This window comes from Williamsia sp. z71, from assembly GCF_059553375.1.
The window spans coordinates 744,063-762,139 of sequence record NZ_JCANWX010000002.1 but is presented as its reverse complement, the minus strand read 5'-3'; the positions used below and the strand labels follow the sequence as shown (position 1 = coordinate 762,139).

The following is an 18,077-nucleotide window of genomic DNA, read 5'->3' as shown; positions in this document are numbered from 1 at the left end:
AGGATCGGCATACCCGCCGAACTCGACTCCCATGGCACAATTCTCGCCACCCGACCGACCCCTGACACGAGTAGTCGACTACCCGAATCGCCGCGTTGCCCAGAATGTTTGGAAAGACATCGTCGTCAGCGGGGTCCATTCACGGAGAGCTGAGCGACTGTCCGGTTACGCGGGCATCCCGGCGAACTCGGTCAGCCGGCTCATCCCCAGCGGCGCGTACTTCGTCAATCGCTCGACCGCAGCCGCGAGTTCATCGGACTCCATCAGGTCCGGTGGCGTACGCGAAGGGTTCAGCGCGACCTGATCAGCCCAAGCCTTGATGTCAGGGTTGGCGTTGAATGCCGCAGCGGCGCGGCCACCGGTGACCTGCATCCACGCCCACTCGGCAAGACCGTCGGGATAGGTCGACGACGGGCAGACCGCGTTCTTCACAGCATTTGCGGTCTCGGCGTCCACTCCGACAGCCACGGTCGCCTCGACATGGCCCGTCAGCGCCGCGCCGAACAACGGAAACCCGGCACGTACCGGTTGCAGCGTCATCGTCCGGTTCCCCCAGATGGGCACCTGCGGCGCAGTACGTAGCCCCCGGGCAGCACAGTGGACGATCACCGCGTCGGGGTCGACGGCCACCGCATCATCAGCAGCCACTCCCTTGTCGAACGTGAGGCGCCCGGTCGCGACTGCGCGTAGGTGTCCCCGGCGTACGACATTCTCGATCATGCGCAACCGGTCGAGTTCCCACTGCGCGATCGTCGGAGTCCTTGCCATCGTGGGCGTCACCGAACGGTCGATCCGCAGCATGACGCCGGAGTCCTCGAGGCGGCAGAACATCTCATCGGCCGAGGCGGACTCGGATGCGGCCTGCACGGTGTCGGCCGCGGCACCGATGAACATCACCGGTTCAGGTTGGATGACGGCACGGTTCAGCATCCACGGATCGCGCGGCCGCACCCAGCAGATCGCGTCCGGGTCGACCCCGTTGTCGATCAGCCACACGCAGGCGTCAGTCGAGGTCTTGCCCGCACCGACGATCACATACTGCGATGTGGCACGACCGAGGCCGACCAGATCATTGACGGGTATGACGTGCGCGCCGTCGGCCACCTCGAACGGCGGCGGCGTCAAGGAGGGGATGTCCGGGGCGAGATAGCGGGCATCGACCACGCTGCGACGCACCCGCACCTCGTGTTGACGCCCGGAGATCAGGGACACAAACCGGCCGCCGCCGAGGTAGTCGCAGTTCGAATGGAACGACACCTTGCCGGAAGCGAGCAAGCGGTCACGCAGAATGCGTTCGTAGTAGGCGCAGATCTCCGGCGCGGTGGCCCGCTCGTGCAGACCAGCCTCGGGCCCGCGCTGCTGGATCCGTCCACCGCCCAATGGCGTCGAGGCCACCCCGTAGAGAGCAGAGGCCTGGTGGAGTCGGACGAACGGATAGGCATCGAGCCAGTGACCACCGACTCCGTGCCGCCGATCGATCATGACCACGGAGACGTCGGCGCTGTCGATGAGGGCGTCGACAAAGGCCATCCCCATCGCGCCCGCACCGACCACCAGGTAGTCGGCCTCCAGCACCGCCATCCCATCAGACTGACCCTGGCCACGGGCAACGTCAATGACCTCTCTTCGGCATGGTTTACGCCGGGTTGGGTACTGGAGCAGAAGCACAGGGGCGAAGGAACCGGGAGATACATGGGTATGGATCGCGATGACCTCGGGTGTTGGATCGTCAAAGGCAATGGCGCAACCAACTCCGGCTACGTCGGCACCGAACTCGGCATGGCACGCAGCATGCCGGCCGCCGTCATCGAGACGACGTGGTGCCTCAGTGCCCGGACCCGGCGCCCGGCACTCGTTCGTCGCGGTGATCTCATCGCGCTGTGGATCACCGGGAAAAAGAATCCGGGCATCTATGAGTTCGGACGCGTGACGAGCGACGGTGTCGCCGACGAACCGGCGGACCCGGGATCTGCTCTGCACGTTGAGTTTCAGGCGATTCGACTCGATCAAGACTCATATGTGCCGAGGGCGGTGATGGCGGCAACGCCGACGCTGAGGAATTGTGAACAGTTCCGGGCGCCGATCATGGCAAATCCGTCGTATTTGACCCGTCCGGAAGCGGTCGTACTGGCCGGATTGATCGCTCGGCGGGTGCCGCGAGAGTCACTGGAGACCTCCGGATGGGCAACCGCGCTCACCTGGTGAGCGAAGGGGACTGCCGACATGCGTCAAATGGTTTGAGCGCGTGTGGTCGTGCTTGGTTTCGGCGGATTGGGGTACTCGCCGGGAAGGTCGAAGCCACTGGCCTGCTTTCCGCCATCGTCGAGTACGAATGCGAGCCTTCTCATGACATCTTCCAGTGGAGCACCCATCCCCGAATATGCGGCCCCACCGGCCTCCGGGTCGCCGGACGCAGGCACAACCTCAACGGCCGACGTCGCCAAGCAGCAAGCCGGCGCGGTCGCCGATACTGCCGCCGACGCGGGCAAACACGTCGCCAACGTCGCCGGCGATCAAGCACAGCAGGTGGCCGGTGAGGTCAAGAACCAGGCCCAGGACCTGCTGGGTCAGACCCGTGACGAACTGACCACCCAGGCTGCCCATCAGCAGCAACGTGTCGCCGGCGGCCTGCAGGCCTTGTCGGATGAGTTCAGTTCGATGGCTGACAAGTCCGAAAATCCCGGTATTGCAACCGATTTGACCCGTCAAGCCTCTCAGCACGCACATACTGTTGCCTCCTGGCTCGAGGACCGCGAACCCGGCCAAATCCTCGATGAGGTCACCCGATTCGCGCGCCGCAAGCCCGGAACATTTCTGGCTCTGGCCGCCGGCGCCGGGTTGATCGCCGGACGCCTTGGGCGCGGAATCACCGCCGCGAACACCAGCAACGACAACAACTCTGGCCCCAGCTCTCGCACAGTCTCAGCACCTCCACGCGCTGATGTCGCGCCGACCGCTCCCCTGGCACCCCCGGCGGGGTACCCGACCGGGCAGCACGCCGCCGATCGCGCAGGCAGCGGCGGGCCAGTCGATTCGCCGTACCCGACGCCGCCCTTGTCGGCGCCGCAACCGGGACGTCCCACTCCCCCGGCGCCGGGTGCGGCGCGATGACCGTCCCACCTCCTCCCAGCGCTCATGCCCACAGTGAAAGTGACCCTCCATCGCTGGGAGAGTTGTTATCCAATGTCAGCGAAGACCTCTCGGTCCTGGTCCGTCAAGAGCTCGCCCTCGCCAAGGCCGAGGCCACCCAGACTGCACGCCGTGTCGGCACCGGGTCAGGGATGCTCGTCGGAGCCGCCGTCGCCGGTTACTTCGTATTGCTGTTCTTGTCGGTGGCCCTGTGGTGGAGCGTGGGCACCGCTATCGGACACGGCTGGTCCGCGCTGATCGTGGTGCTCGTATGGGCCGTCATCGGCGCCGTTCTCACTGTTCTCGGTCGCTCCGCACTACGCAAAGCCAAAGGTTTACCGCAAACCGCCGAGACCGTCACCCAAATTCCCGGCGCCCTCGCGCCGCATCCTCAGGAGGAGTCATGACCAGCAGTTCCGATCCCAACCAGATCCGCGCCGACATCGAACAGACCCGGGCCACGTTGAGTTCCGACGTCAACACCCTGGCCTACGAGGCGAATCCGACAACCATGGCCAAACGCAAAGTCGGCCGGGTCACCGGAACACTCGGCAGCGTCCGCGAGCGCGTCATGGGTTCGGCCTCCGACACTGCAGGGAGCACCTCGCAGGCAACGAGTTCGGCGATGGGATCCATATCGGATACCGCGCAGTCCGCGGGCGGTGCGGTGCAGTCGGCGCCGGGCGCAGTCAAAGCGCAGACCCAGGGCAATCCCCTGGCCGCCGGCCTGATCGCGTTCGGCGCTGGTCTGCTGGTGTCCGCGCTCATTCCTGCCAGTGACCGCGAGCAGCAGGCAGCGGCGGCGCTACAGGAAAAGGCGCAACCGTTGACCGATGAGGTGACCGACATCGCCAAGCAGACCGCCCAGAACCTGCAGGAACCCGCTCAGCAGGCAGCGGCTGCGGTGAAAGACACCGCGACAGACGCCGCCTCCACAGTCAAGGACGAGAGCACCTCGTCTGTTCAGGACGTACAGGATCACGCACAGCAGGCCACCGGCAAGGTTGCCGACCAACAACGCTGACTCACCTATGGCAAGGACGTCTGTACAGGCGTCCTTGCCATAGTCAGCGGCCGAACGTTGCGATCACACAGCTCTTCGGTGCCTGGCCATCGAAGGGGCCGGCTTCTCACGAACCGCGGACCGATGGCACTTTTGACCGGTATCGTCACGCGCCGTGACTTCATCGAAGGTTATCGTGGCGATCCGAAATGGTGGATTATCGCGGGCGAGTACCACTGACCTCGTCGATCGGTGTGCCGCGTCGGGTGCGACTCGTGTGCAGGTCAACATCAGCGACGAGCCGGTGTCACCAGCCATGCGCATCGACGAACTCGATCCCCCGATCCAAGCCGTGGTGACATTCTGGGCCCCAGACCCCGACCAGTTGCTCGCCGCCATCGTTGAGAACATCGACGGGGCAATCGCGGCCTGGGAGGTCCGGGACCGCACGCCGCTTGACCCGCTGCTACCCGCCGACGGATCGCGGATCGACGCGTTGTCGAACATCGCGTTCCTCCGGCGCCCCGCCGAGCTCGATCACCACGAGTGGCTCGAGCGCTGGCTCGGACACCACACACAGGTGGCGATCGACACCCAGGCCACCTTCGGTTACGTCCAGAACGTCGTCACTCGGGCGCTCCTCGACGACACTCCCCGCGTGGACGGGATCGTCGAAGAGCTCTTCCCGATGGCGGCCGTCAGCGATATCCACGCGTTCTACGGCAGCGGTGGTGACCAGGACGAACTTGATCATCGAATGACCCTGATGCTCAACAGCATTTCCCGTTTCGGTGCCGATCGGAACCTCGACGTGGTGCCGACGTCGCGCTACGACTTCGATCTCACGCGCGGCGGATAGGTCGTGAGTTGCTACCGGCCCGGCTCGCCGTGTTCCATCGCCCGTGTCCACCATCGCTCCAGCAGACTCGGCTCCGGCGAACCCGCGTCCGGGCCGGCTGCAGATGAGTTCGATTCGGTTGTAGGCGAACTGGTTTCAGAGAACCCGGTCGTTGTCGACGGCGAGTCCGCCTGCGACGCCGTCATCGACCCACTCCGGCAAGCGACGGTGCGGCGGTACGGCTGACCGGTGCGGTCCCGGCACACGAACCACCCCTGCGGGGGAAGACACTGTCAACGGAGGCGACGATCTTGATGGTGTCCGCCAGACCTGTCAGCTGTAGCGGGCGGGCGGTCACCGGACCCTGCGCGACGACGACGAGTTCGGCACCCATCTCCTTCACCCGCTCATGCACCGACAGCAAGGACGCCATCGCCGCGGTGCACAGAAACGTGGTGGGCGTCAGGTCGATGACCAGAACACCGGAGAGTTCACGGAGGACCCTCGCCGTCGCAAGATTCAACTGCTCGACAGTGAGTTGGTCCAGGTCTCCGGACACAGTCACCACCGCTGATCCGTCGTGACTCACGGCGGATACAGAGAAGGATGGATTGCACGAATGTGCAGTGGTCTCGGGAACGGAAATATGCGGCACAGGCATCGGATAACCCCTAAAAACACCGGGCGGAACGCTGGCCGGTGTTCGGAACACGGCCGGCGGGTGAGGGCGGCTTGTGTTCAACCGGTGCAGATATTGCCACGAAATCGGACCCCCGCGCAAGTCCTGCGGCCAAGCACCGAGCGGTGAGTGCGACCTATCCTTCGCCTCCCAGCCCACAGCTCACTTCTCGCCCTCCTGTTGACGCCGCCGCCGCTCCAGTTCACCCTGTCGACGCTGCGCCTCGGCCCGTTCACGCACCTGCCGCAAGAACTCGGCATCGGCGGCAGGGTCTTGCGGTTCAAAGCGACCCGGCTCGTCATACTCGGGAAATCCCAAAGCGGTGGCACGGCCCGAGCCACGCGGCCGACCGTAAGCCCCGCCCGCAACCGGCCGTCCGGCCACAAACCACACGATCGAACCCACCAGCGGCATCACGATCACCAACAGCAACCACCCCCACCGCGGCAAGCCACGCACCCCGGCCTCGCTCCCGATGATGTCGACCAACGCCGCGATCATCACCACCAACACAATCAAACCCAGATACGGCATCGCTCCCCCTCGTAGACAATCTTCCATTCGGCGATCATCAGATACGACCCCACCGGCTTCCCCTCACCTCTACCCCAGACAAACCGCCATAGTTTCACGAAGCAAACCAAACAAACAGACACGGTTCGATGGACACCACACTCCCGGTGGGACCGTCAGAGTAGTGGCGAATTCGATCATGGCCAGCACCAGTTGCCGATCGCAAAAGGAAAGCGCCGGTTACTTATTGGAGACTGCTCCCGCGAATCAGTGGACCACCGATTCCACAGCCTGCTTCAGCAGCACATTTCGCGTTGTAACACAGCGTGCACGAGTTCCGACGTATGAGGCACGTCACAATGACGTGGCGACCACTCAGCCCACACTGCGGCCGGCACGGAACCGACCGCACGCGAAGGAGATTCCGATGGCGCGTCGATTCACCCACACCAAGCCCCTTCTGGCCACGACCCTTGCCGCAGCCGCGGCCTGCACCTCGCTCATGGCAGGTAGCGCCAACGCCCTACCGGTGCCGCGCCCTTTGTGCACGATCACCTACCCCGATCCGGCGGAGCCGACCCGCGCCGAGCGATCAGTGGTCACCACCACGCCGGCCGGCCCCGGGAAGACCACTTTCAAGTTCCATACCCTCTCCAACACCCGTACGCCCTACGAACAAAGAGCGATTGTGATCTGGGCGAACCTGGACACCGGATTCAACGGCAGCGGGGAGTCCGTCAGCTCGGTGGACCGCGGCTACACCCAGATCACACTGCCGATCCAGGATGTCGACAAGGGCCGCATCACGGTCGTCGCCTCGGTCAACAACACCGCCCCCAACGGTTGGATGAGCTACTCGGACTGCACCAACGAATACACCGCCCGCTAGCTCCTGATCCCTTCCCGTCCAACCGTCCCACGAGACTTATCGACATAATCGATTCTGAGACAGAGTTTTTCGCAGCCCAAGGTTGAGGCGTAAACGCAAATCGCAGTTACCTGCCTTATCGAACTATTTTTCGAACTTGGGTTAGACTGGCGGAGTCATCGTTAGTGCGTCCCGCTGTGTAGCTCCCTGCACGAGGCCCAGGAGCGGGACGCGGGACCAACTGGTCCCCCAACACGAGGGCTGGGCAACAATGACCCCCACATCTGACAATTCTCTTGTTTTTGACGGCGAAGATCGTGGCCCACTATGGATTGTCGAGTCCATCTCATTTTCTAGCGGCGTGGCGGTCATCATCGTGCGCGGAGAAGTCGACATGTTGACCGCTCCCCAGCTACAGGACGCCCTCGACCACGCCGCAGTCCAGACCATGGACATCGTCGTCGACCTGTCCGCGGTCACGTTCTTCTCCACTGCAGGCGCCCACGTCGTGACCAATGCCCACAACGCTGGGCCCGGGCAGGTCCGGGTGTTCGCCCCTACCGACCCGGCACGCTGCGTCCTCGACATGGTCGGTTAGTACACCGGCGACGTAGCCGCGCTCAGAGGGTCTGCGCCGCAACCGAAATTTCCTTCAGGAGTTCGGCTTTGCGGGCGTCGGTCGCGAACGAACCAGTGACCGAGTTCGTCGCCAGTGTCACGAGTTCTTCAGCATTGAGTCCCAGCGCGTCGCGGACGCCGTTCAGGTTGTCGTCGACGTATCCGCCGAAGTAGGCGGGATCGTCGGAGTTGACGGACACATTCAGGCCCTTGCGGAGCATCGTCCGCAACGGATGATCCGAGAGCTGGTCAATCACCTTCAGGCTGACATTCGACAGCGGGCACGCGGTCAACGGAACACGGTCCTGCGCCAGGCGTCGGACAAGCGATTCGTCCTCGAGACACCTGATTCCGTGGTCGATGCGTTCGACACCGAGCAGGTCCAATGCCTCCCAGATATATGCCGGCGGGCCTTCTTCGCCCGCATGCGCGACGAGGTGCAAACCTTCGGCACGCGCCTTCGCGTACACCTCGACGAACTTCGACGGCGGGTGCCCGACCTCCGCCGAGTCGAGTCCGATTCCGAGCATCGGGGTTCCGAGCGCAAGCACGTCATCGAGGACGGTCATGGCCGACTCGGCACTGTGGTCGCGCAGCATCGAGACGATCAGGCCGCTGCTGACACCGTGATTCTCGAAGGAGGTACTGAGCGCCGAGTCGACTCCCTCCATCACCTCTTCGAGTGCAACTCCCCGAACCAGGTGGGCCTGGGGGTCGAGGAACACCTCCGCATGGCGAACCCCGGCGAGCGCCGCCCGCGCCAGGTAGGCATTGGTCATCTCCGCGAAATCGGCCGCTGTCCGCAACGTCGACATGTTCGCGTAGTACAGATCGAGAAATTCCTGCAGATCCGCGAACTCGAACTGGCGCCGGAGCTCATCGACGTCGGCGTAAGGCAGCGCGATCTTGTTTCGTTCGGCGAGCCTGAAGACCGTCTCGGGCTCGAGGGTTCCCTCGAGGTGGAGGTGAAGTTCGGCGACCGGTAGGGACGTCATTCGCTGGTCCAATCATGTTGTGCAGGTGTCGAAGTGACCGAGTAGGCGAAGTCCGGGCGTTCGGTCAGCGCAGTCCTGCTCAGCCCCGGCGAACGGTCCACGCTACCACTCGTCGCGTCGGCATCTGCCGACCCCTCATCGGGTGGATCAGTGGTCAGGGCACAAACGGGCATCTTCACCAGACCTGAATAGAGGCAATGTTGCCAACTCGGCCGATGACGTAACGCGTGTTACGGTCTGTGCATAACGCATGTTACGTATCGACGGGACGGGAGCGCCCATGACCGACGGGCCAACACAAGCGGTGGTCGACCGGATATCCGCCGCTGTGTGGGCCGTGGCGGCTGACTGTGGTCTGGAGAACGTGTCGCTACGCGCGGTAGCTATCCGCGCAGACTGCACCACCGGCTTGATCATGCACCACTTCGGTTCGCGCACAGAAGTTCTGGTTCACGCCTGCCGAACGATGTACAGCCGCGTCGTCACACGCGCCGATGCAATCCAGGCAGGCCGCGAGCCGAGCATCGACGTGCTCGTGGACGTGCTGTCAGCCGTGCTGCCACTCGATCACGACCGCGTCGACGAGGTCCGCGTGTGGGCAGGCTTCGCCGCAACTGCCCTGGCGGAGCCACAACTCAAAGAGATCCACATCAACCACCACCGGCAATGGGTCACACGCATCACCGGCCTGGTTCAGGACCTGCATTCCGACGCCACCGAAAACGACGTCGAAGATATTGCGAAGTCGCTGTCCGCCACAGTCAATGGACTCGCTTTGACGGCCATCTTGGACACCGAGACATACCCGCCGCGAACGCAACTACGCCTACTCACAACGTGTGCCGCCGAGGCGCTCAACTCGCTGACAGCAACGGACTGATCCACATCCGAAGAGCCCGGCGAAGCGACGGCCATTCCGCGTTTCGCCTCCCAACGAAAAACGAGTTCAACGATGATTGACCCCCACTTCGTCCTGTTCGGCGCGCTGCTGAGCCTGGTCGGCTGTTCCTTCTACATCCGCGCGGTGCTGAGCGGCTCGGCCAGTCCGAACAGGGTCTCGTGGTTCCTCTGGGCTGCGATGCCCGTCATCGCTTTCCTCGCGCAGATCGACGAAGGGGTCGGACTATCCTCAGTCCTCACCCTGTCCGTCGGCCTGGGACCGGCCTTCGTCTTTGCCTCGTCATTTGTCAACCGGGAAAGCTACTGGCGCATCACGACGTCAGACGTGGTCTGCGGCGCGATCTCGGTGGCCGCCATCGCTGCATGGCTCCTACTGGACAACGCCACGATGGCGCTCGTCATGGTCGTGATCGCAGATTCCGTCGCCGCACTGCCGACCATCGTGAAGAGCTGGAGGTCACCTCACACCGAGAGGTCGGACTACTACGTACTCGCCGGACTCAATGGAGGGATCGCGTTGCTGACCCTGGACTCGTGGCGCATTATCGACTGGCTGTTCCCCGTCTACGTTGTCGCCGTGACCACCACAATCGCGGCCACCATCGAGATCCGCCGCCGGACGAATCCAGCCGAACGGCCAACTCCCGTTGCTATCAACGATTAACCAACCCCGGAAGCCATCGCCGCGGCGGCCGGTCGGCTGAACTGTGACAGGCAACATGCCGGCCCCGACGGAACCTCTATGCTGGCTTTGTGTTCTTCATCTTCGGTTACGGCATCAAGCGGCAACACCTCGGCCCGGGTCAAAACCGAACGTGCCCGCACTGCCACAACACGACGCAGTGGACACGCATAGGGCAATTCAAACAATTCACGCTGTTCTTCGTTCCGATCGCACGCTGGAAGCGTCGTCAGTTCGAGGAATGTGGCATCTGCGGCACCGTCGCCGAGGTATGAGCGCTTACCCTCACCCCCACAACCACAACCAACCCGATAGGGACCTGCCGCGCTCACGAAGTCGATAACCGCTCCTGCGAAACGGTTACCGCACGTTACGAATGCCGCACGGTGCCATTCGACTGGTATCTACTGGTGCAGAGCAGCTCTAACCAAAGGCGAGGGTGAAGATCGGTTTCGACACCCACGGCTGTCGCTAACTACCCTCCTCGGCAGTGTCGAACTTCGAGCGAGCTCGGTCGATGTCAGGCATGTGCGCAGCAGTCCATTGAAGGATCACGTCGACCGGTGGCCGGAGCGTCTTTCCCAGCGGGGTAATCCGGTACTCAACTGCGACCGGGCGCGAACCGAGTAGGTTCCTTTCGATGATTCCGTTCCGCTCGAGCTTGCGCAATGTTGCGGTGAGCGACTTCTGAGTGACGGTCGGGATTGCTTGTCCGTCAACTACTCCACCCCCGAAGGCATGACGCAACCCACCCCCTACCACCACGTCGCGGTGGGTACGGGGTCGCGCCACGTGCACGTCAGTGGTCAGATTGCGCGCTTGGCCAATGGAACACCCGTGGCCCCAGACGACCTGGCCGGACAGGTCGCGCAGGCTCTGCGCAACACTTCGACCGGACTGGCCGGCGCAGGTGCCACGTTCGCCGATGTACTCAGACTGACGTTCTATGTCACCGACTGGACGCCGGAAAAGATCACCCAGCTCATGGCCGGCATCGAACGCGTGGCTGCTGACATCGGACTGCCACTTCCGATGCCACCCGCCTCATTGATCGGAGTCGACTACCTCTTCGAACCCGACGTACTCGTGGAAGTCGAGGCCACAGCGATCCTCGACTGACCGGGCCCGCACCGCGCTCTACGCGCGGGGTAACCAGCCGGAAGCTTCCCGTCGACGGACGATCGGCCCCGCACCGCTCACTGACACAGCTATCGCAGGTACTCGAGGCCCTACCAGTTGATGTACTCCTCGTGAGGCTTACCAGGGCAATGTGCCCGCTTCGTCCTGGGACGTCCCGGTAGGGCCTTCCGGTCCGAGTGTCACCCAACGCACGACAACCCTTGCGCTCTCGTCAGCCGGCCGCCCGATCCCGAAGGCGGCGGTCAAGTCCGTTGCGGTGGGTCCCGGCTCGACGGCATTGAACTTGATGCCCGGTTGCGACTTGGCGTATTGCACTGTCAGCATGGTCGCGGCAGATTTGGACGCCGAGTAAAGCGCGAGAGGCAGGTTGAACTCCGCCCGCTCAGGGTTGTTCACCGCCCAGAACGATCCAGCGCTGCTGGATACGGTGACCACGGTGGGGTTGGACGACCTGCGAAGTAGCGGCAGGGTCGCCTCGGTCACTCGCACGATGCCGACCGCGTTCGTGTCGAACGCTCGTAGTGCCGCAGATCCGTCGAGCTCGGTCTCCAGGATGCCCGCATTGTTCACCAGAACATCAAGGTTTCGAACCCAACGCCCTTGTTGGCGCCGGTAATCAAAGTGACGGTCATGTTTTCCCTTTTCGATATCAGTTGCGTGGTGTGGTCAGGCGGCGAGCTGGGTGCGCAGAGCGCCGGCATCGTGCAGCGCCGACATGTGCAGAAACTTCCCGTCGCGGATTGTGTAGATCGCGAACTCGGCGAGTTCGATGGACTTTCCGGTGGGTGCGACGCCGAGCTATTCCTTCACAGGAGTGCCCGTGTTGTTCAGACGTGCAGCCAGCCGGTCGCCATAGGCAACGAGTTCTCTTACCTCCCAGTGGAAGTCAGGAACAGCTCCAACTATTCCGTTCAGGTCGGCGACGAGAGCGTCTCGGGAGCCCGATTCGCTCTGCAACGTCACGTGATCGTGAACGAACTCGTGCATGCGGTCGAACCGATGAGCGTTGAGCGCCTCGATATAGCTCGTGTAGAACTCGCGGGAGTCAAAAGACATTGGATTCCTTTCTGGGCGAAGCAAGGCCGGGCAAACCGACCGAACTGACTCCTCGAAAGTTATGCGCGGACAGGTCCTTCGACCAGAGTCCCGTCGTGCCCAGGGTGTCGCAGGACCCCCGCTGACTGTGTCTCACCGACCTATGCTGATCCGTATGAGTGAAACAACAAATGCTCTCGGCTCGTACCTGCGTGCCCGACGTGAATTGGTGACGCCCCAGCAGGCAGGCATTCCCGACGGCGGTGTACGACGCGTGCCAGGGCTACGGCGGGAGGAAGTCGCCATGCTTGCCGGCATCAGCGCCGACTACTACCTGCGACTGGAACGAGGACGCGACCGCAACCCCTCACTACAAGTACTCGAGTCGATCGCACGCGTACTGCAACTCGACGACGAGCATCTGGCCCACCTGATGACGCTGGTGGCGGAGGTACCGCGCCGCCGCAAGCGCCGCAAGCGTTCGGTGACGCCGCCGGCCGGTGTACTCAAACTGCTGCATTCACTGGTGCAGCCCGCGTTCATCGAGGATCGGTACTTCGACATCGTCGCCTCGAACAGCCTCGCGCAAGCCCTTTCGCCCGGTCTTACTGTGGGAGGAAATCAGCTGCGAGACATGTTCCTCGACCCCGCAGAGCAGGCCCTGCACCCGGAATGGGAATCCGTCACAGAGTGCTTCATCGCGAACCTGCGGCAGTCCGTCGGCAACGACGTCGATGACACTCGGTTCATCGAGCTCACCGGCGAGCTGTCGCTGGCGAGCCCGAGGTTCCGCCGGCTCTGGGCCCGGCACGAAGTCCGGGGACAGCGTGGGGTGCCCGTCCGGATCGATCATCCCCAGGTCGGTGAGATGACACTCAACCGTGAACGGCTCGCCATCAGCGGAACCGAGGACCTCATGCTGGTCGTGTATCACCCGGACGCCGGTTCCCCTGCTGCGGAGAAGCTTTCACTACTGGCTTCGGCCGGGCTGCCCGCCTCGGGTGCGGAACACACTGTAACGAGCCAGCTGTGACGATCATCGGGATAATCGGCGCAGGAGAAGTCGGAAGCCAGATCGCCCGCGCCGCAATCGCTCACGGCTACACGGTTGTCATCGCCAACTCGCGTGGACCGGAGACGCTTACAGATCTTATCGCCGATCTGGGACCAGCGGCCCGTGCCGCACGCGCGGACGAGGCCGCAGCGGCAGGCGATTTCGCCGTCGTCGCCGTGCCGCTGACGCTGGTCAACAACATGCCCGTCGATGAACTCGCCGGAAAGATTGTGCTGGACACGAACAACTACATGGCCTGGCGCGACGGCCACTTCCCCGTCATCGATTCCGGTCAGAAGACGATTCACGAGCTGCGGCAAGAACAGCTGCCCACATCGAAGGTCGCGAAGGCCTTCACCCACATCCAAGCACCGAGCCTGCTGAAGTTCGCACGCCCCACCGGTGCCCCCGACCGCATGGCGTTGGCCGTCTCCAGCGACTACCCCGAAGCCGTTGAGCTCGTCACGCGGCTGTACGACGAGTTCGGCTTCGACACTGTTGACAACAGCCCACTGCGCGAATCCTGGCGCTCTGCACCCGGAACACCGATGTGGAACTTTCACGACACAGGGCAGACCCGCGAAGAGCTCGTGCTCAATCTGGCCCGAGCGCAGCACGTCAGCAACGCGTGACGCCGGCGGTCACCCTGGACGCATCAAAACGCTGGTTGTTGAGTGCATTTCGGCACTTCTGACGTCCGCGGTCTCAGCGCAGGTCGCTCATGTCGAGTACGAAGCGATACCGAACGTCGCCGCTTGCGAGGCGTTCGAGAGCGATCTGCACCGCGGCCGATGGCATCACCTCGATGTCGGCGGTGATGTCGTGCTCACCGCAAAAGTCGAGCATGTCCTGGGTATACCGGTGTCCCCCGCTGCCGGCCGAACTCAGCGACTTGCGGCCTCCGAGAAGTTCGAGCGTGTCTACTGAGATGGGTCCCAGGAAACCAACCGAGCACAGCGTCCCATCCAGGGCGAGGCATCTCAGGTAGGGAGCAAGTTCGTGCGCGACGGGTATGCAGTCGATGATCAGGTCGAGCGTCCCGAGTTGTGCCTCCATGGCGCTCTGGTCGGTGGACAGGACTGTGGAATCCGCACCCAGCGCCTTGGCCTGATCAGCTTTCTCTGCCGACGTCGTGAACACCGTCACCTCGGCGCCGAGTGCGTGTGCGAACTTCACAGCGAGGTGACCGAGACCGCCGATTCCAGCGACGCCCACGCGTACTCCCGGCCCGACGTCCCAGCGCCGCAACGGTTCCCACACCGTGATCCCCGCACACATCAGCGGCGCGACAGCAGCGGGATCGAGACCGGGCGGGCGGTGGTAGACGAAGTGATGGTCGACGACGTATTCACTCGAATATGCTCCGAGTGTGGTCGTTCCGTCGAGGCGATCACGTCCGCCGTAGGTAAGTGTCGGAAACTCGCGACAGAAGTTCTCTTGACCTACCCCGCACATATCGCACCGACCGCAGGAATCGACGATGTTGCCGACCGCCACGAGGTCTCCTATCGCGAACCCGGTGACGGCATCGCCAACCGCGGTCACCACACCAACGAACTCGTGGCCGGGCGTGACGGGGAAACTGCCTGCCGGATCATTCATCGCGTGCAGATCGCTGTGACACACCCCGCAGTGCGTGACCTGCACCGCCACGTCACGTGCACGTAGTTCGCGCCGTTCGAAGTCCCACCGTTCCAGTGACGATCCTGCGGAAAGTGCTCGATATCCGGTTGTCGGTCTCATGCGACTCCTTCGGCCTTCATTTCCAACCAACTAGTTGGATACTTACTGTAGACGACGCCGGATAAAATGCAACCAACCGGTTGGTTTGCCGATACGCTGGGCAGATGGGAGACGCAGCGGCCACAAAAGTGCGGATACTCGCGGCAGGAACGACCGAGTTCGCGCACTACGGTATTGCAGGAGCACGGGTGGACCGGATCGCAGCAGGTGCCTCGATCAACAAAGCTCAGATCTATAGCTATTTCGGCAGTAAAGAGCAATTGTTCGACGCAGTTTTCGACCATCGGGTCGACGTCGACGTTTCCACCGTCCCCTTCGACGCAACCGATCTCCCCGGCTATGTGACAGCGCTGTACGACATGTACCTCGGTGACCCAGACCTGGTCCGCTTGCTGACATGGGCACGATTGGAGCGCACTCCGACCGGTGCCCTGTTCGGCCACCGAGGTGACCACGATCGAGACAACCTCGCGGCACTCGCGGACGCACAAGAGCGCGGCTTGTTGGTCAAAGACATCGCGCCACAAGACATGTGGGCAATGACCATCTCTCTCGCCGCGACCTGGGCCCAGGCCGCGATCGTTCATGTCGCCGACACAGACGAACCGACGGCGGTCCACGAACGACGAAAAGCCGCCCTTGCCGCCGCGGCTCGGCGCGCCTTCTGCGCACCGTGACCGTCCGCATCCGCCGACAGTTGACCGCATCGACCCGAATTCGGGACCGCGGCGCTCCCGGCGGCACGGGCAGAGGTTTCCATTCTCGGCCAACTGGCTATGTCTACCGGCGAAGAACACCTGAAAGCACCGACGATCCTCTCCGGGAGTGACCAGCAGTGCTTTCGGGCCTGCAACCAGGAGATGTGGATGACGGCCGAAGCCGATTCGGGAACACAAGCAACAGGCGATGAGCCCGGCTCAAAACTGAAGCGGAAGATAACCGGTCCGCTGCTCTTTCTGTTCATCTTGGGCGACGTGCTCGGTGCGGGCATCTATGCGCTGATGGGGGTGCTTTCCGACGAGGTGGGCGGCGCGCTCTGGGCGCCGCTCGTGGTCGCACTCCTGCTCGCACTGCTCACCGCCGGCTCCTACGCGGAATTGGTCACCAAATATCCGCAGGCCGGCGGCGCGGCGATTTTTGCCGCGCGGGCATTCAAACGGCCGATCGTGTCGTTCCTCGTCGGGTACTGCATGTTGGCTGCCGGGGTCACCAGCGCAGCCGGACTCGCCCTGGCCTTCTCTGGTGAATATTTGGGCACGTTCATCGACGTGCCGGCGGTCCCGGCAGCCATGGTGTTCCTCGCGCTGGTGGCCTGCCTCAATGCCCGGGGTATCAGCGAGTCGGTGAAGAGCAACGTCGTGATGACGATCGTCGAACTCAGCGGTCTGCTGATCGTGATCATCGTGGTCGCGATCATGCTCGGCGGCGGCAAAGGTGACGTATCCAGGGTCGGCGAGTTCCCGGACGGGTCAACCCCCGCTCTGGCCGTCCTCAGCGGTGCCATCATCGCCTACTACTCGTTCGTCGGGTTCGAGACCTCTGCCAATGTCGCCGAAGAGATCCGCAACCCGAGCCGGGTATATCCCCTGGCTCTGTTCGGATCGCTGGCCACGGCAGGACTTGTGTACGTTCTGGTCGGGCTCGCGAGTTCGATCGCACTGTCGCCCAACGACTTGTCGGCGTCTTCCGGACCCCTACTCGCGGTGGTCAGAGAGTCAGGGGTCAACATCCCCGACTGGGTTTTCAGCCTCATCGCGCTCATCGCGGTCGCCAACGGCGCGCTGCTCACGATGATCATGGCGAGCCGCCTGGCCTTCGGGATGGCCGAGAACAAGCTGTTACCCAGCATGTTGGGAAAGGTTTTGCCCAACCGCCGCACCCCATGGGCGGCGATCGCCGCGACGACGCTGGTGGCCATGCTGCTCACCCTCACCGGCGACCTGTCGACCTTGGCCGAGACCGTGGTGTTGCTGCTGCTCTTCGTCTTCATCTCGACGAACATCGCCGTCCTGGTGCTCCGGCGTGATCGAGTGGAGCACAAACATTTTCGCGTCCCGACGGTCATACCGATACTCGGGGTGGCCTCGTGCGTGCTACTTCTCACCCAGCAGAGCGGTCAGGTGTGGTTGTTCGGTGGGATCCTCCTCGCATTCGGCGTGGTGTTGCACACGGCAGCGACGTGGGTGCGTCGCCGCTCGGCCTGATGCTCTTGTCCATAGCGACCCAAAATATCGGGTTTGCAGCATATTTCGCCGCACAGGACCACTTCATCGTGCAGCCATGGCGTCCCACCTCTGCTTGATAAACGGCGCGTGACAAGGCAATTCACCTCGGCAGCGCGGAGCAACGTTGCCAAGACGACAGATTTTGGGCAGGGTGGAGGGATGAGTGACAACACAAAGATCACAGTCGAACGCACCATCGACGCGCCCGTCGACGCGGTTTTCGACGTCCTCTCCAATCCCGAACGACACCAGGAACTCGACGGTTCCGGATTCATCCGCGGGGTCGAACACGCCGACCGGATCCAGAAGGTCGGCGACGTGTTCACCATGAACATGCAGGGCGATCACATGGGCGGTGAGTACAAAACCGACAACCACGTGTCCGGTTACGCGAAGGACAAGTTGCTGGCCTGGAAGACCGCGCCGGCAGGAACGGAACCTCCCGGGTGGGAGTGGCTGTGGGAATTGGAGCCTCAGGGACCCAACGAGACACTGGTTCGCCATACCTACGATTGGTCGAAGGTCACCGATAAGAAGTTGCTCGAACAGGTGAAGTTCCCGCTCGTCACCAAGGATCAGCTGACCGACACGCTTGGTCGGCTGGCAGCCGCGGTTGCTTCCTGATCACTATCGGTAGCGCGCCCCGTCCCGAATC

At 63.1% G+C, this 18,077-nt stretch carries 23 protein-coding genes and 1 pseudogene; 16 read left to right on the top strand and 8 right to left on the bottom strand.

Annotation, left to right across the window (positions count from 1 at the left end; all coding sequences use genetic code 11):
* Nucleotides 1-165: 165 nt before the first annotated feature.
* Nucleotides 166-1,581 (bottom strand): pyridine nucleotide-disulfide oxidoreductase, encoded by a 1,416-nt coding sequence (locus AC51GR_RS07735; RefSeq protein ID WP_496324003.1) that lies wholly within the window; start codon nt 1,579-1,581, stop codon nt 166-168.
* 111 nt (nt 1,582-1,692) lie between these two features.
* Here AC51GR_RS07735 and AC51GR_RS07730 point away from each other — a divergent pair, with 111 nt between their 5' ends.
* From AC51GR_RS07730 to AC51GR_RS07710, 5 genes are all read left to right on the top strand, one after another.
* Nucleotides 1,693-2,205, top strand: a complete 513-nt coding sequence (locus AC51GR_RS07730; protein ID WP_496324002.1) for a hypothetical protein — start codon at nt 1,693-1,695, stop codon at nt 2,203-2,205.
* Nucleotides 2,206-2,346: 141 nt separating this feature from the next.
* Nucleotides 2,347-3,111: a hypothetical protein gene (locus tag AC51GR_RS07725; RefSeq protein WP_496324001.1), complete on the top strand. Its 765-nt coding sequence runs from the start codon at nt 2,347-2,349 to the stop codon at nt 3,109-3,111.
* Nucleotides 3,112-3,173: 62 nt separating this feature from the next.
* On the top strand, nt 3,174-3,536 hold the full coding sequence (locus AC51GR_RS07720) for a phage holin family protein (RefSeq protein WP_496324000.1): 363 nt from the start codon (nt 3,174-3,176) through the stop codon (nt 3,534-3,536).
* The gene (locus AC51GR_RS07715; RefSeq protein ID WP_496323999.1) at nt 3,533-4,153 is read left to right on the top strand and encodes a DUF3618 domain-containing protein; all 621 of its coding nucleotides are present in this window, start codon (nt 3,533-3,535) and stop codon (nt 4,151-4,153) included. The genes AC51GR_RS07720 and AC51GR_RS07715 overlap by 4 nt, the downstream gene beginning before the upstream one ends.
* Nucleotides 4,154-4,325: 172 nt before the next feature.
* Nucleotides 4,326-4,991 (top strand): hypothetical protein, encoded by a 666-nt coding sequence (locus AC51GR_RS07710; protein WP_496324118.1) that lies wholly within the window; start codon nt 4,326-4,328, stop codon nt 4,989-4,991.
* 181 nt (nt 4,992-5,172) lie between these two features.
* On the opposite strand, the gene AC51GR_RS07705 is transcribed toward AC51GR_RS07710, so the two are convergent.
* A complete protein-coding gene (locus AC51GR_RS07705; protein WP_496323998.1) occupies nt 5,173-5,631 on the bottom strand; it encodes an STAS domain-containing protein in 459 nt (152 codons plus the stop codon).
* Between the two features lie 180 nt (nt 5,632-5,811).
* On the bottom strand, nt 5,812-6,183 hold the full coding sequence (locus AC51GR_RS07700) for a PLD nuclease N-terminal domain-containing protein (RefSeq protein WP_496323997.1): 372 nt from the start codon (nt 6,181-6,183) through the stop codon (nt 5,812-5,814).
* A gap of 406 nt (nt 6,184-6,589) precedes the next feature.
* Here AC51GR_RS07700 and AC51GR_RS07695 point away from each other — a divergent pair, with 406 nt between their 5' ends.
* Complete coding sequence (locus tag AC51GR_RS07695) at nt 6,590-7,051, top strand: hypothetical protein (RefSeq protein WP_496323996.1); 462 nt, start codon at nt 6,590-6,592, stop codon at nt 7,049-7,051.
* A 340-nt stretch (nt 7,052-7,391) separates the two neighbouring features.
* On the top strand, nt 7,392-7,628 hold the full coding sequence (locus AC51GR_RS07690) for an STAS domain-containing protein (RefSeq protein WP_496323995.1): 237 nt from the start codon (nt 7,392-7,394) through the stop codon (nt 7,626-7,628).
* 22 nt (nt 7,629-7,650) lie between these two features.
* Here the strand turns inward: AC51GR_RS07690 and AC51GR_RS07685 are convergent, their stop codons facing one another.
* Complete coding sequence (locus AC51GR_RS07685) at nt 7,651-8,643, bottom strand: adenosine deaminase (protein WP_496323994.1); 993 nt, start codon at nt 8,641-8,643, stop codon at nt 7,651-7,653.
* 280 nt (nt 8,644-8,923) lie between these two features.
* Between AC51GR_RS07685 and AC51GR_RS07680 the strand changes: the two genes are divergently transcribed.
* The 3 genes from AC51GR_RS07680 (at nt 8,924) to AC51GR_RS07670 (ending at nt 10,500) form a co-directional block, all read left to right on the top strand.
* Nucleotides 8,924-9,523, top strand: a complete 600-nt coding sequence (locus tag AC51GR_RS07680; RefSeq protein ID WP_496323993.1) for a TetR/AcrR family transcriptional regulator — start codon at nt 8,924-8,926, stop codon at nt 9,521-9,523.
* A gap of 72 nt (nt 9,524-9,595) precedes the next feature.
* Nucleotides 9,596-10,207, top strand: a complete 612-nt coding sequence (locus AC51GR_RS07675; RefSeq protein WP_496323992.1) for a hypothetical protein — start codon at nt 9,596-9,598, stop codon at nt 10,205-10,207.
* Between the two features lie 89 nt (nt 10,208-10,296).
* On the top strand, nt 10,297-10,500 hold the full coding sequence (locus AC51GR_RS07670; RefSeq protein WP_496323991.1) for a zinc-ribbon domain-containing protein: 204 nt from the start codon (nt 10,297-10,299) through the stop codon (nt 10,498-10,500).
* A gap of 196 nt (nt 10,501-10,696) precedes the next feature.
* Here the strand turns inward: AC51GR_RS07670 and AC51GR_RS07665 are convergent.
* A pseudogene (locus tag AC51GR_RS07665) lies at nt 10,697-10,936 on the bottom strand (winged helix-turn-helix transcriptional regulator); the annotation flags it as partial.
* Here AC51GR_RS07665 and AC51GR_RS07660 point away from each other — a divergent pair.
* Entirely contained in the window at nt 10,934-11,344 is a 411-nt protein-coding gene (locus AC51GR_RS07660; protein ID WP_496323990.1) for a RidA family protein, read from the top strand. The pseudogene AC51GR_RS07665 and the gene AC51GR_RS07660 sit on opposite strands and share 3 nt — an antisense overlap.
* Nucleotides 11,345-11,482: 138 nt before the next feature.
* Here AC51GR_RS07660 and AC51GR_RS07655 read toward each other — a convergent pair whose 3' ends face one another.
* Both AC51GR_RS07655 and AC51GR_RS07650 read right to left on the bottom strand, forming a co-directional pair.
* On the bottom strand, nt 11,483-12,013 hold the full coding sequence (locus AC51GR_RS07655; RefSeq protein WP_496324117.1) for an SDR family NAD(P)-dependent oxidoreductase: 531 nt from the start codon (nt 12,011-12,013) through the stop codon (nt 11,483-11,485).
* A gap of 150 nt (nt 12,014-12,163) precedes the next feature.
* Nucleotides 12,164-12,421, bottom strand: a complete 258-nt coding sequence (locus AC51GR_RS07650) for an ester cyclase (protein WP_496323989.1) — start codon at nt 12,419-12,421, stop codon at nt 12,164-12,166.
* A gap of 154 nt (nt 12,422-12,575) precedes the next feature.
* On the opposite strand from AC51GR_RS07650, the gene AC51GR_RS07645 reads away from it, so the two are divergent.
* Entirely contained in the window at nt 12,576-13,433 is an 858-nt protein-coding gene (locus AC51GR_RS07645; protein WP_496323988.1) for a helix-turn-helix domain-containing protein, read from the top strand.
* Complete coding sequence (locus AC51GR_RS07640; protein ID WP_496323987.1) at nt 13,430-14,086, top strand: NADPH-dependent F420 reductase; 657 nt, start codon at nt 13,430-13,432, stop codon at nt 14,084-14,086. Before AC51GR_RS07645 ends, AC51GR_RS07640 begins: the two co-directional genes overlap by 4 nt.
* A gap of 73 nt (nt 14,087-14,159) precedes the next feature.
* Here the strand turns inward: AC51GR_RS07640 and AC51GR_RS07635 are convergent, their stop codons facing one another.
* The gene (locus AC51GR_RS07635) at nt 14,160-15,197 is read right to left on the bottom strand and encodes an NAD(P)-dependent alcohol dehydrogenase (protein ID WP_496323986.1); all 1,038 of its coding nucleotides are present in this window, start codon (nt 15,195-15,197) and stop codon (nt 14,160-14,162) included.
* A 104-nt stretch (nt 15,198-15,301) separates the two neighbouring features.
* On the opposite strand from AC51GR_RS07635, the gene AC51GR_RS07630 reads away from it, so the two are divergent.
* The 3 genes from AC51GR_RS07630 to AC51GR_RS07620 all read left to right on the top strand — a co-directional run bounded on the left by AC51GR_RS07630 (nt 15,302) and on the right by AC51GR_RS07620 (nt 18,046).
* Nucleotides 15,302-15,874 (top strand): TetR/AcrR family transcriptional regulator, encoded by a 573-nt coding sequence (locus tag AC51GR_RS07630; RefSeq protein ID WP_496323985.1) that lies wholly within the window; start codon nt 15,302-15,304, stop codon nt 15,872-15,874.
* Between the two features lie 189 nt (nt 15,875-16,063).
* Nucleotides 16,064-17,401, top strand: coding sequence for an APC family permease (locus AC51GR_RS07625; RefSeq protein WP_496323984.1), 1,338 nt, complete (start codon nt 16,064-16,066; stop codon nt 17,399-17,401).
* 180 nt (nt 17,402-17,581) lie between these two features.
* On the top strand, nt 17,582-18,046 hold the full coding sequence (locus AC51GR_RS07620; protein WP_496323983.1) for an SRPBCC family protein: 465 nt from the start codon (nt 17,582-17,584) through the stop codon (nt 18,044-18,046).
* The last annotated feature ends 31 nt before the right edge of the window (nt 18,047-18,077 follow it).

Coding starts and splice junctions, on each gene's coding strand:
- AC51GR_RS07705 (WP_496323998.1), bottom strand. CDS start 5,631: ATGCCTGTGCCGCATATTTCCGTTCCCGAGACCACTGCACATTCGTGC.
- AC51GR_RS07645 (WP_496323988.1), top strand. CDS start 12,576: ATGAGTGAAACAACAAATGCTCTCGGCTCGTACCTGCGTGCCCGACGT.
- AC51GR_RS07650 (WP_496323989.1), bottom strand. CDS start 12,421: ATGTCTTTTGACTCCCGCGAGTTCTACACGAGCTATATCGAGGCGCTC.
- AC51GR_RS07730 (WP_496324002.1), top strand. CDS start 1,693: ATGGGTATGGATCGCGATGACCTCGGGTGTTGGATCGTCAAAGGCAAT.
- AC51GR_RS07625 (WP_496323984.1), top strand. CDS start 16,064: ATGACGGCCGAAGCCGATTCGGGAACACAAGCAACAGGCGATGAGCCC.
- AC51GR_RS07630 (WP_496323985.1), top strand. CDS start 15,302: ATGGGAGACGCAGCGGCCACAAAAGTGCGGATACTCGCGGCAGGAACG.
- AC51GR_RS07620 (WP_496323983.1), top strand. CDS start 17,582: ATGAGTGACAACACAAAGATCACAGTCGAACGCACCATCGACGCGCCC.
- AC51GR_RS07680 (WP_496323993.1), top strand. CDS start 8,924: ATGACCGACGGGCCAACACAAGCGGTGGTCGACCGGATATCCGCCGCT.
- AC51GR_RS07715 (WP_496323999.1), top strand. CDS start 3,533: ATGACCAGCAGTTCCGATCCCAACCAGATCCGCGCCGACATCGAACAG.
- AC51GR_RS07635 (WP_496323986.1), bottom strand. CDS start 15,197: ATGAGACCGACAACCGGATATCGAGCACTTTCCGCAGGATCGTCACTG.
- AC51GR_RS07725 (WP_496324001.1), top strand. CDS start 2,347: ATGACATCTTCCAGTGGAGCACCCATCCCCGAATATGCGGCCCCACCG.
- AC51GR_RS07695 (WP_496323996.1), top strand. CDS start 6,590: ATGGCGCGTCGATTCACCCACACCAAGCCCCTTCTGGCCACGACCCTT.
- AC51GR_RS07675 (WP_496323992.1), top strand. CDS start 9,596: ATGATTGACCCCCACTTCGTCCTGTTCGGCGCGCTGCTGAGCCTGGTC.
- AC51GR_RS07685 (WP_496323994.1), bottom strand. CDS start 8,643: ATGACGTCCCTACCGGTCGCCGAACTTCACCTCCACCTCGAGGGAACC.
- AC51GR_RS07700 (WP_496323997.1), bottom strand. CDS start 6,183: ATGCCGTATCTGGGTTTGATTGTGTTGGTGGTGATGATCGCGGCGTTG.
- AC51GR_RS07735 (WP_496324003.1), bottom strand. CDS start 1,581: ATGGCGGTGCTGGAGGCCGACTACCTGGTGGTCGGTGCGGGCGCGATG.